Origin of the sequence: Streptomyces sp. NPDC046859 (assembly GCF_040645135.1) — a bacterium.
Taxonomy (GTDB): Bacteria; Actinomycetota; Actinomycetes; order Streptomycetales; family Streptomycetaceae; genus Streptomyces.
The window spans coordinates 373,127-385,232 of record NZ_JBEYXR010000004.1 but is presented as its reverse complement, the minus strand read 5'-3'; the positions used below and the strand labels follow the sequence as shown (position 1 = coordinate 385,232).

The window sequence follows — 12,106 nt, the reverse complement described above, 5'->3', positions numbered from 1 at the left end:
CGACGGGGCCTCAGAGGGCCGCGGTCGTGGTGCCCCCGGGCAGCTCGCCGAGCGCCACCGGTCTTCGCTCGCGCCGCGACATCTCGCACGCCTCGGAGATCCGCAGCGCCTGCAGGGCCTCGCGCCCGTCGCAGGGGTTGGCCCGCTCGCCGCGCACGACCTCGACGAAGGCGTTCAGCTCGGCCTCGTAGGCGGGCCCGAACCGCTCCAGGAACCCGGTCCACGGCTTGTCCGCGGCGGGCGGCCCGGTCGGCTCGGTGGACGCGATCGGCGTTCGGTCGTCCAGGCCGACCACGACCTGGTCCAGCTCGCCGGCCAGCTCCATGCGCACGTCGTACCCGGCACCGTTCAGCCGGGTCGCCGTCGCCGTGGCGAGCGTCCCGTCCTCCAGCGTCAGCACGGCCGCGGCGGTGTCCACGTCGCCCGCCTCGCGGAACATCGCGGGCCCGGCGTCCGAACCGGCCGCGTACACGTCCACGACCTCCCGCCCGGTCACCCAGCGCAGCATGTCGAAGTCGTGGATCAGGGTGTCCCGGTAGAGGCCGCCCGACAGCGGCAGCCACGCGGCGGGCGGCGGCGCCTGGTCGCTGGTGAGGGCCCGCACGGTGTGCAGCCGCCCCAGCCGGCCGGAGCGCAGCGCCTCGCGGGCCCCGGCGTACCCGGCGTCGAAGCGGCGCTGGAACCCCATCTGCAGAATCGTCCCTGCTGTCTCTACCTCCGCGATGGCCTGCAGCGTCCCGGGCAGGTCCAGCGCGATGGGCTTCTCGCAGAACACGGGCAGACCGGAGCGGGCCGCCCGCCCGATCAGTTCGGCGTGGGCGGACGTCGCCGTGGTGATCACCACCGCGTCCACGCCCCACCGGAAGATCTCGTCCATGCCGGGCGCCGCCGTCTCGCCGAGCCGGTGCGCCAGCTCCTGGGCCCGCGACGGGTTCGCGTCCGTGAGGATCAACGACCCGACGTCACGATGGCGACTGAGCGTGTTCGCGTGGATGGTGCCGATGCGGCCCGTACCGATGACCCCGATGCGCATGGAAACAAAGTGGGGGTTCGGTGTGGACGCTGTCAATGACAATGTCCGGACAATCGAACTACACAACTTCCCGTCAACAGGCCGTGGGACTACAGTCGGGCCGTGCCGAAACCAGAAATGGACCCGACCGTGGAACTCGAGCTCAGTGTGGACCGGAGCAGTCCGGTGCCGTTGTACTTCCAGCTCTCCCAGCAGCTCGAGGCCGCCATCGAGCACGGCGCCCTCACCCCCGGCAGCCTGCTGGGCAACGAGATCGAACTCGCCGCGCGCCTCGGTCTGTCCCGCCCCACCGTCCGCCAGGCCATCCAGTCCCTGGTCGACAAGGGGCTGCTGGTGCGCCGCCGCGGCGTCGGCACCCAGGTCGTGCACAGCCAGGTCAAACGCCCGCTGGAGCTCAGCAGCCTCTACGACGACCTGGAGTCGGCCGGGCAGCGCCCGGCGACCAGCGTCCTCGTCAACACCGTCGTCCCCGCGTCCGCCGAGGTCGCCGCCGCCCTCGGGGTCACCGAGGGCGGCGACGTCCAGCGGATCGAACGGCTGCGCCTGGCGCACGGCGAGCCGATGGCCCACCTGTGCAACTTCCTGCCGCCCGGCCTGCTGGACCTGGACACCGAGCAGCTGGAGGCGACCGGCCTGTACCGGCTGATGCGCGCCGCCGGCATCACCCTGCACAGCGCCCGGCAGACCATCGGGGCCCGCGCCGCCACCGCCGCCGAGGCCGACCGCCTCGCCGAGAAGGAGGGCGCGCCTCTGCTCACGATGCAGCGCGTGACGTTCGACGACACCGGCCGCGCGGTCGAGTACGGCACCCACACCTACCGGCCGAGCCGCTACTCGTTCGAGTTCCAGCTCCTCGTACGATCCTGACCGGACCGGTCGGTACGTAGCAATGTCAGGACAAACGGGCGACCGCTGCGAAGCGCTCGGCACCCGCTCCCCACGGCACATTCCACCCCGGAACCGGCCACTCGCGGCAACCGTCCCATTGCTCCCCCGCTCGGCACCCAGTGTGAGCGTGCGGCAGAATCGGGCCCGATGAGCACCTACCGCGACTTCACCGCACCGATCGGCTCCCGCCGGGCCCCCGTGCTGCGCACGGTCGGCTCCAGAGAGCGCCGCTCGCACCTGTCGGCTCCCCGCGTGCCCACGGTGGGCATCGACATCGGCGGCACCAAGGTGATGGCGGGCGTCGTGGACGCGGACGGCAACATCCTGGAGAAGCTCCGCACGGAGACGCCGGACAAGTCCAAGAGCCCCAAGGTCGTCGAGGACACGATCGTCGAACTCGTCCTGGACCTGTCCGACCGCCACGACGTGCACGCCGTCGGCATCGGTGCGGCCGGCTGGGTCGACGCCGACCGCAACCGCGTCCTGTTCGCCCCCCATCTGTCCTGGCGCAACGAACCCCTGCGCGACCGCCTCGCGGGCCGTCTCGCCGTGCCCGTCCTGGTCGACAACGACGCCAACTCCGCCGCCTGGGCCGAGTGGCGCTTCGGCGCCGGACGCGGCGAGGACCACCTCGTCATGATCACGCTCGGCACCGGCATCGGCGGCGCGATCCTGGAGGACGGGCAGGTCAAGCGCGGCAAGTACGGCGTCGCCGGCGAGTTCGGCCATATGCAGGTCGTGCCCGGCGGCCACCGCTGCCCGTGCGGCAACCGCGGCTGCTGGGAGCAGTACAGCTCGGGCAACGCGCTCGTGCGCGAGGCCCGCGAGCTCGCCGCCGCCGACTCCCCGGTGGCGTACGGGATCATCGAGCACGTCAAGGGCCAGATCTCCGACATCACCGGCCCGATGATCACCGAGCTCGCCCGCGAGGGCGACGCCATGTGCATCGAACTGCTCCAGGACATCGGCCAGTGGCTCGGCGTCGGCATCGCCAACCTGGCCGCCGCCCTCGACCCGTCCTGCTTCGTCATCGGCGGCGGCGTCTCCGCCGCGGACGACCTGCTCATCGGGCCCGCCCGCGACGCCTTCAAGCGCCAGCTCACCGGCCGCGGCTACCGCCCCGAGGCCCGTATCGCCCGCGCCCAGCTCGGCCCCGAGGCCGGCATGGTCGGCGCCGCCGACCTCGCCCGCCTCGTCGCCCGGCGCTTCCGCCGCGCGAACCGGCGCCGTGTCGAGCGCTACGAGCGCTACGCACGCTTCACGGAGTCCCGCCGGACGTCCCAGGGGTCGGCGTGACCATGTCCGTACCCCGTCAGGTCGACTCCCCGGACGAGCCGCAGCAGCCCACCGAGGACCGCCGCCACCGCAACCGCCGCCGGGCGCTCACGCTGCTCATCATCGTGCTGCTCATCGGCGTCCCCGCCGGCTACCTGGTCATCTCCGCCAACCAGAGCCGCGACAGCGGCAAGGACAAGGAGGCCAAGTACTCGGCGACCGGCCTCACCGCGGGCTGGCCCGCGCGCGTCCAGCGCCACATCTACAAGGTGACCATCCCGGTCCCCTCGTACAAGGTCGCCTACTACGAGACCAACAACTGGAAGACCAGCCGGCTCTACGTCCAGTTCGAGACCGTCCCCGGCGGCCTCGACGGGTACCTCAGGACCATGGGGCTCGACCGGAACGACCTGAAGCGGGACGACATCACGATCAGCGCCCGCGACCAGAAGATCACCGGCTGGAAGTTCACCGGCGAGGGCCCCTGGTACGGCGTCGTCGACAAGCGGGAGAACCCGGCACCCACCCACGACATCGTGGTGAACCTCGCCGACCCGCGGAAGCCCTTCGTGTACGTCGTCGCCCGCACCGTCCCGTAGCCCGCGCCGAAGGGCGCCCGCCCCGGTGGCCGGGGCCGATTGTCAGACCCCGCCCGTAGAGTCGGAGACAGTCGGTCCGACGTCGGGGAGGGAGGTGACAGGACGCATGAGCAGCGCACCCGCGACGACCGCGAGCACGGACGGGACCGTCCCCCCGCGGCTCGCCGCCGTCTTCCTGCCCGCACCGCTCCCGCGCGAAGGCCGGATCGCCTTCTGGGACCCGGACGGCGACCCGCTCCCCGCCCAGGACGGCGAGCTCACCGTCGTACGGCCGCACGGCTCGACGGTCCGCCGCCGCACCACCGCCTCGCTGACCCTGTCCCTCACCGAGGCCCTGCCGCTGCTCGTGCGCGCCCGGCACGACCCGGCCGCCCACCCCGCCACCGCCTGCTGGGGCGCCGCCGCCCTGCACGCCCTGCGGCTCACCGCGCGCGGCCGCCTCCTGCCCGGTCTGACCCCCACCGGCCACGACGCCTGGCGGGCCGGCCCCCTCGACCCCGACGACATCACCCACCTGCGGGCGATCGCCGCCGCCCTGCCCCCCGAGGGCCACGCCGTCCCGCTGCCCGGCCCGGGCCCGCTGCGGCTGCCCGAGCCCGAGGCGCTCCTGCGGTCCTTCCTGGACGCGGTCGCCGACAGCCTGCCCCGCACCCCCGCCGCCCCCTACGCCGCCGGCCGCCCCTTCGCCGCGCGCGAGGCCCAGCCGCTGCCCACCGCCCACGCGTGGGCGGCCGAGGTCGCCGCCGGCATGGACGCCGGCGTACGCGTCTCGCTCCGCCTGGACCTGTCCGCCCACACCCTCTTCGACGAGGACGCGGGCGGCTCGCGCAACGCGGGCGCCGCGATCGTCCAGGTGCACAGCCTCGCCGACCCCACCCTCGTGGCCGACGCCGCCGCCCTGTGGTCCGGCGAGGCGGACACCGCCTTCGGGCCCCGCGCGCGGGTGGACGCCGCGCTCGCGGTCCGGCGCGCCGCCCGGGTGTGGCCGCCGCTCGACCGCCTCTCCGAGCAGGACGTGCCCGACGTCCTCGCCCTGTCCGACGAGGAGCTGGGCGACCTGCTCGGCGTCGCGGCGACCCGGCTCGCCGCCGCGGGCGTCGCGGTCCACTGGCCCCGGGACCTGGCACAGGACCTCAGCGCCGCCGCGGTCGTCCGGCCCGCCCCCGGCTCGGCCACCGACGGCACCGGCTTCTTCGAGAGCGAGGAACTGCTCCAGTTCCGCTGGCAGCTGGCCATCGGCGGCGACCCGCTGACCGAGGCCGAGATGGACGCGCTCGCCGAGGCCCACCGCCCCGTCGTCCGGCTCCGGGACCAGTGGGTGCTGGTCGACCCGGCCCTGGTGCGCAAGGCCCGCAAACGCGAACTCGGCCTGCTGGACCCCGTCGACGCGCTGTCCGTCGCGCTCACCGGCAGCGCCGAGGTCGACGGCGAGACCGTCGAGGCGGTGCCGGTCGGCGCGCTCGCCGCCCTGCGCGACCGGCTCACCGCCGGCATCCGCCCCGCCGAGCCCCCGGCGGGGCTGCGGGCGACCCTGCGCGACTACCAACTGCGGGGCCTGGCCTGGCTGGACCTCATGACCTCGCTCGGACTCGGCGGCTGCCTCGCCGACGACATGGGACTCGGCAAGACGATCACCGTCATCGCCCTGCACCTGCAGCGTGCCCGCCGGGCCCCCACCCTGGTCGTGTGCCCGGCCTCCCTGCTCGGCAACTGGCAGCGGGAGATCACCCGGTTCGCGCCCGGCGTCCCCGTCCGCCGCTTCCACGGCCCCGACCGCACCCTGGACGGCCTCGACGGCGGCTTCGTCCTCACCACGTACGGCACCATGCGCTCGGCCGCGCCCACGCTCGCGGCGGCCACCTGGGGCATGGTTGTCGCCGACGAGGCCCAGCACGTCAAGAACCCCTACTCCGCGACGGCGAAGGCCCTGCGCACCATCCCGACCCCGGCGCGCGTGGCCCTGACCGGCACCCCCGTCGAGAACAACCTCTCCGAGCTGTGGGCCCTCCTCGACTGGACGACCCCGGGCCTGCTCGGCCCCCTGAAGTCCTTCCGCGCCCGCCACGCGCGCGCCGTGGAGAACGGCGAGGACGACGAGGCGGTCGAGCGGCTGGCCCGCCTGGTCCGGCCGTTCCTCCTGCGCCGCAGGAAGTCCGACCCCGGGATCGTCCCGGAGCTGCCGCCCAAGACGGAGACGGACCATCCGGTGCCGCTCACCCGTGAACAGGCCGCGCTCTACGAGGCGGTGGTCCGCGAGTCGCTGATCGCCATCGAGACGGCCGAGGGCATGGCCCGCCGGGGCCTGGTGCTGAAACTGCTGACGTCCCTGAAGCAGATCTGCGACCACCCCGCCCTGTACCTGAAGGAGGACCCGTCCGCCGCCGCCGAGCGCCTCGCCGTCCGCTCCGGCAAGCTGACCCTCCTGGACGAACTCCTCGACACCGTGCTCGCCGAGGACGGCTCGGCGCTCGTCTTCACGCAGTACGTCAGGATGGGCCGCCTGATCACCTCCCACCTCGCCGCCCGGGCGGTCCCGGTGGAGATGCTCCACGGCGGCACCCCGGTCCCGGACCGGGAACACATGGTGGACCGGTTCCAGAGCGGTGCCACCCCGGTCCTCGTGCTCTCCCTGAAGGCGGCGGGCACCGGGCTCAACCTGACCCGCGCGGGCCATGTCGTCCACTTCGACCGCTGGTGGAATCCGGCCGTCGAGGAGCAGGCCACCGACCGGGCCTACCGCATCGGCCAGACCCAGCCCGTCCAGGTCCACCGGCTCATCACCGAGGGCACCGTCGAGGACCGCATCGCGGACATGCTCGCCTCCAAGCGGGCCCTGGCCGACGCGATCCTCGGCACCGGCGAGTCGGCCCTCACGGAACTGACGGACCGTGAGCTGACCGACCTGGTGTCCCTGAGGAGGGAGTCATGACGGGGGAGGACGAGCGCGCGCAGAGCCCGGCCGACGCCGCCCGGCAGGCGTTGCGGGCCGCCCGGGAGAGGCGCGAGGCGGAGCGGGACGCCGACGGGGACGGCACACCGGCCTCCGAAGGGCGCCCCCCTGCGGAGGCACGTCCCGGTGACGCCGCCCGCGCGGCGCTGAGGCGTGCGGCGTCACCGGCGCCGGACGCGCGGACGGAGTCTCCAGCCGACTCCGGTGAGGGTCCCGGTCCCGGCCCCGCGCGGCGCGCGGCCGAGGGAGCCAGGGAGGCGCTGCGCGCCGCCCGGGCGGACAGGCGGCGGGCCGCGGCGGAGGCCGAGCGCGAGGAGCGGGCCGCTCACCGGCCCCGGCGCGCCGCCTCCGACGCCCCGGCAGGGGAGCGGGCGGCTGGGAGCGAGGCCCGGGACACCGCCGCCCGGCGTGCCGGCGACGTGAGGCGCTTGGTGGCCGGCGCCTTCCGGATGCCGTCCTGGGAAGACGCCGACGACGCCGACGACGCCCATGACGCCGACGACCCCGGGTCCGCCCCGGCCTCGGCGGATCGCACCGACGAGACGGTCCGGGCTGTCGGCGACGCGACGCCGGTGGAGCCGTCCGGGACCCCTGCGCCGGGCCAGGGCCCCCCTTCGCCGGGCCCCGCTCCCGCGGCCACCCCCCAGGTGCCCCGTTCCATGGCCGCCCCCGGCCGGGACGGCGAACTGCGGCGTACCTACCCGGCCTTCGCCCCACGACCCTCGGACGACGCCGGGTTCGCCGAGACCTGGTGGGGCAACGCCTGGGTGACCGCCCTGGAGGAGGGCGCCCTGGACGTCAAGCGCCTCGCCCGTGGCCGTGGTTACGCGCAGGAAGGACACGTCGACGCCATCACGGTGACACCGGGACTGGTGCTGGCGTACGTGCGCGGCAGCCGGCCCCGGCCGTACCGCGTGCAGGTGCGGCTGCGGACGCTGGGCGACGCCGACTGGGCGCGATTCCTGGACGCCGTGGCGGAACACCCGGGGCACATCGCCGCGCTGCTGGACAAGGAGATGCCGCAGTCCCTCGCCGAGGGCGACGTGCCGCTGCTGCCCGGACCGGGCGACCTCGACCCCCGGTGCAGCTGCCCCGACCGGGGGCATCCCTGCAAGCACGCGGCGGCCCTCTGCTACCAGACGGCACGGCTGCTGGACGCCGACCCGTTCGTCCTGTTCCTGCTGCGCGGCCGCGGCGAGCGGGAACTGCTCGACGCCCTGTCCCGGCGCAACGCGGCGCGAGCGGCCCGTGCCGCGCAGGAACGGCAGCCGGCGCCCCTGGCGGGCGTACGCGCCGCCGAGGCGCTGGCCGCGGAGCGCCGGCTCCCGCCGCTGCCGCCCCCGTTGCCGGCGCCGCCGCACCCCGAGCAGCCCCCGGTCTATCCGGCGGCGCCGGGCGGGCCGGACCCGTTCGCGCTGGACCAGCTGGCCACCGACGCGGCGGCACGGGCGCACGCCCTCCTGGGGACCGGCCGGGACCCGGTCGGCGGTCTGACGCTCTGGCAGGACGCGGTCCGGCTCGCCGCCGCGCGCCCCGGTTCCGGCCTCACCGCCGGCAGCCGTGCCCTGTACGCCTCCCTCGCGTCGGCCGCCGGCCGTACGACGGCCGACCTCGCCCGGGCCGTCGCCGCCTGGCGACAGGGCGGACTGGAGGGCCTCGCCGTCCTCGAGGAGCCCTGGGATCCTCCGGCGGGGCGCTTCGACCGGGCCCGCCCGCTGCTCCTGGCCGCCGACCTCCCGGCGTTCCGGCCCTGGCGCAACCGCCTCACCCACCCGCGCGGTCATGTCCAGGTCCGCCTGGGCCGGGACGGGCTCTGGTACCCGTACGAGTCCGAGCCGGGCCGGGACGACTGGTGGCCCAGGGGCACCCCCGACCTGGACCCGGTCGGCGCCCTCACGGGACTCGGCAGCGCCCAGGACTGACGCCGGTCCCGGAATCCGCCGTCAGGTCGTTCACCACACGGACCACGCCGTCGACGCGCCACGCCGACCGGGCGGCGAGGAGGACGGCGTCCCGTCTTCGAGCCGTCCCGTCAGCGTGACCGCGCCGTCCCGGACCGGCACGGTCACACGGCGAGTCCCCGGCGGGGGCAGCAGGCGGCAGGACGTCGCCGGCCATCTCGCGGCGGATCTCGTGGGGTCATCACCTCACCGACCCTGCGGGTCGTCATGCCGGCTCCCTTCTCGCCCGGGGCCGTTCGGCCCGCGCCACCGGGCTCCCGTCACCGGTTGTCACTGCCGTCCGTCCCCGTCAGGGCCGCCCGTCCCGCCTCCAGCCGGGCGACGGGCACCCGGAACGGGGAGCAGGAGACGTAGTCGAGGCCGGCCGCGTGGAAGAAGTGCACCGACTCCGGGTCCCCGCCGTGCTCGCCGCAGACCCCGATCTTCAGGCCGGGCCGGGCAGCGCGGCCCTCGGCGACCGCGATCTCGACCAGCCGGCCCACGCCTTCGCGGTCGATCGTCTCGAACGGGGAGACCTTGAAGACGCCCTTGTCCAGGTAGGCCGAGAAGAAGGCCGCCTCGACGTCGTCCCGCGAGAACCCCCAGGTGGTCTGGGTGAGATCGTTCGTGCCGAAGGAGAAGAACTGCGCCTCCCCGGCGATCCGGCCCGCCGTCAGCGCGGCGCGGGGCAGCTCGATCATCGTGCCGACGGGGCAGTCCACGACGAGCCCGGACTCCTCGGACACCTCGGCGAGGACCTGCCGCACCTCCTCGCCCACGAGCCGCAGTTCCTGGACGGTGTCGATCAGCGGCACCATGATCTCCGCGCGCGGATCACCACCGGCCCGCCTGCGGTCGACGACCGCCTCGGCGACCGCCCGCACCTGCATGGCCACGAGACCCGGCGCGACCAGCCCGAGGCGCACCCCGCGCAGGCCGAGCATCGGGTTCTCCTCGTGCATCCGGTTGACGGCGTCCAGCAGTTCGCTGTCGTGGGCGCTGGGTGAGACGCCCCGGGCCTGCGCGGCGGCGAGGCGGACGGCGAGTTCGGTGCGGTCGGGCAGGAACTCGTGCAGCGGCGGATCGAGCAGCCGGATCGTGACGGGCAGGCCGTCCATCGCCTCCAGAATGCCGGTGAAGTCCTGGCGTTGCAGCGGCAGCAGCTCCGCGAGGGCACGCTCGCGTTCGGCGTCCGTACGGGCCAGGATCATCGCCTCCACCAGAGGCCGCCGGTCGCCGAGGAACATGTGCTCGGTGCGGCACAGCCCGATGCCCTCGGCGCCGAAACGGCGGGCGCGCGCCGCGTCCTCGGGGGTGTCGGCGTTGGCGCGCACGCCCAGCCGGCGTGCCCCGTCGGCCCGTTCCATGACGCGGGCCACGGCGCCGACCAGCTCCGCCGAGGGCCCCGACCGGTCCCCGGTCTCGAAGTAGCGCATGACGGCGGAGTCGACCAGCGGCGCGGCACCGGCGTACACCGATCCCGCCGAGCCGTCCACGGACAGGACCGTGCCCTCCTCGACGACCGTGCCGCCCACGGTGAAACGGCGGCCACGCGGGTCGACGTCGATCTCCTCCGCCCCGCACACGCACACCTTGCCCATGCCCCGGGCCACCACGGCGGCGTGGCTGGTCTTGCCGCCCCGGCTGGTGAGCACGGCCTGCGCGGCCACCATCCCGGGCAGATCGTCGGGCGTCGTCTCCTGCCGCACCAGGACGACCTTCTCCCCGGCGGCGGCACGGCGGACCGCCTCCGCGGAGTCGAACACGGCGGCTCCGACCGCGGCCCCCGGCGAGGCCGGGATGCCCCGTGCCAGCACCTCGCCGACCCTCGAGGTGTCGAACCGGGGGAACATCAGCCGGGCCAGCCCCTCGCCGCCGACGCGCCGCAGCGCCTCGTCCTCGGTGATGAGCCCCTCGTCGACGAGTTCGGCGGCGATGGCGAACGCGGCTTCGGCGGTGCGCTTGCCGACCCGGGTCTGCAGCATCCACAGCCGGCCGCGCTCGATGGTGAACTCGATGTCGCACAGATCCCGGTAGTGCTCCTCCAACGCCCGCATGTGCTCCCGCAGTCGGGCGTACGACGTCGGATCGAGGCGCTCCAGGTCGGCCAGCGGGACGGTGTTGCGGATGCCGGCGACGACGTCCTCGCCCTGCGCGTTCGGCAGGTAGTCGCCGTACAGGCCGGGCCGGCCGGTGGCCGGGTCGCGGGTGAAGGCGACGCCGCTGCCCGAGTCGGAGCCCAGGTTGCCGAAGACCATCGTCTGCACGTTGACCGCGGTGCCCAGGTCGTCCGGGATGTGCTCGCGGCGCCGGTAGAGGCGGGCGCGCTCGACGTTCCACGACGAGAAGACGGCGAGGACCGCCCGGCGCAGCTGTTCGGCCGGGAGCTGCGGAAAGTGGTCGCCGGTGTGCCGGTGGATCAGCTCCTTGTAGGCCTCGACCAGCTCGGCGAGGTCGCCCGCGTCCAGACCGAGGTCGTCCGCCGCGCCCCGGGCCTGCTTGAGGCGGGTCATGGCGTCCTCGAACAGGGCGCCGTCGACCCCCATGACCGTACTGCCGAACATCTGCACGAGCCGGCGGTAGGAGTCCCAGGCGAAGCGCTCGTTCCCGGAGGACTTGGCGAGGCCCTCGACGGACGCGTCGTTGAGTCCGACGTCGAGGATCGTCTCCATCATGCCGGGCATGGAGAACCGCGCCCCCGAGCGGACGGACAGCAGCAGTGGGTCGTCCGGCTGCCCGAGGCGCCGCCCGGCGGCCTCCTCCAGCGCGGTCAGGTGGTCGGAGATCTCGCGGGACAGACCGTCCGGCTCGGCCCCGGTGGCGAGGAAGGCCCGGCAGGCCTCGGTGGTGACGGTGAACCCCGGCGGCACCGGCAGCCCCATCCGGGTCATCTCGGCGAGGTTGGCGCCCTTCCCGCCGAGCAGGGCGGCCATGTCCCGGCTGCCCTCGGTGAACGCGTACACGTGACGGACCATTTCCCTGCTCTCCCTTCCGGCCACGTGCTCTCGGATCACCCCTGGGGCGGCGCCGGCCGGTGTGCGGTACCCCTCCAGCCTCGGCCGGACGGCGGCGGGACGGCAGCCGCTGGACGTCCTCGGGGTGAGGCCGATCGGCCCCCTGGCGGAACGCGCCGGCCCGCCCGCCGAGGGACACGGGCACCGGATGCCGGGGGAGGGCCGCCCGGTGAAGACTTGACGGAGCGGGGCGACGACGGCGAGGGAGTCAGCGGTCGGGTGGTCGTGGGCGTGGACGGGTCGGCGTCGAGTCTGGCCGCCGTGGAGGCATCGCGGCGGCTTCGGCGGACTGCTGCTCGGCTCGGTCAGCCAGGCCGTGCTCCATCACGCCCACTGCGCGGTCGCCGTCGTCCGCGGGACGTGACGGCCACCGCGTTCCGCCTCCTTCGGCTCGCCCCTTCGCGTGT

At 74.7% G+C, this 12,106-nt stretch carries 7 protein-coding genes and 1 pseudogene; 6 read left to right on the top strand and 2 right to left on the bottom strand.

Going from position 1 to position 12,106, the window contains the following annotated elements; all coding sequences use genetic code 11:
• Positions 1-10: 10 nt before the first annotated feature.
• The gene (locus tag ABZ899_RS08080) at positions 11-1,033 is read right to left on the bottom strand and encodes a Gfo/Idh/MocA family oxidoreductase (RefSeq protein WP_361342364.1); all 1,023 of its coding nucleotides are present in this window, start codon (positions 1,031-1,033) and stop codon (positions 11-13) included.
• A 129-nt stretch (positions 1,034-1,162) separates the two neighbouring features.
• Here ABZ899_RS08080 and ABZ899_RS08075 point away from each other — a divergent pair, with 129 nt between their 5' ends.
• The 5 genes from ABZ899_RS08075 to ABZ899_RS08055 all read left to right on the top strand — a co-directional run bounded on the left by ABZ899_RS08075 (position 1,163) and on the right by ABZ899_RS08055 (position 8,667).
• A complete protein-coding gene (locus ABZ899_RS08075; RefSeq protein ID WP_361342539.1) occupies positions 1,163-1,900 on the top strand; it encodes a GntR family transcriptional regulator in 738 nt (245 codons plus the stop codon).
• A gap of 168 nt (positions 1,901-2,068) precedes the next feature.
• Entirely contained in the window at positions 2,069-3,217 is a 1,149-nt protein-coding gene (locus ABZ899_RS08070; protein WP_055619448.1) for an ROK family glucokinase, read from the top strand.
• Complete coding sequence (locus ABZ899_RS08065; RefSeq protein WP_361342361.1) at positions 3,214-3,795, top strand: sugar kinase; 582 nt, start codon at positions 3,214-3,216, stop codon at positions 3,793-3,795. Before ABZ899_RS08070 ends, ABZ899_RS08065 begins: the two co-directional genes overlap by 4 nt.
• A gap of 106 nt (positions 3,796-3,901) precedes the next feature.
• Entirely contained in the window at positions 3,902-6,724 is a 2,823-nt protein-coding gene (locus tag ABZ899_RS08060; RefSeq protein WP_361342358.1) for a DEAD/DEAH box helicase, read from the top strand.
• Entirely contained in the window at positions 6,721-8,667 is a 1,947-nt protein-coding gene (locus ABZ899_RS08055; protein WP_361342355.1) for an SWIM zinc finger family protein, read from the top strand. The genes ABZ899_RS08060 and ABZ899_RS08055 overlap by 4 nt, the downstream gene beginning before the upstream one ends.
• A gap of 299 nt (positions 8,668-8,966) precedes the next feature.
• Here ABZ899_RS08055 and ppdK read toward each other — a convergent pair whose 3' ends face one another.
• A complete protein-coding gene (ppdK, locus tag ABZ899_RS08050; RefSeq protein ID WP_361342352.1) occupies positions 8,967-11,660 on the bottom strand; it encodes a pyruvate, phosphate dikinase in 2,694 nt (897 codons plus the stop codon).
• Positions 11,661-11,964: 304 nt separating this feature from the next.
• Between ppdK and ABZ899_RS08045 the strand changes: the two are divergent.
• Positions 11,965-12,063 (top strand): annotated as a pseudogene (locus ABZ899_RS08045) (universal stress protein); the annotation flags it as partial.
• Between the last annotated feature and the right edge of the window lie 43 nt (positions 12,064-12,106).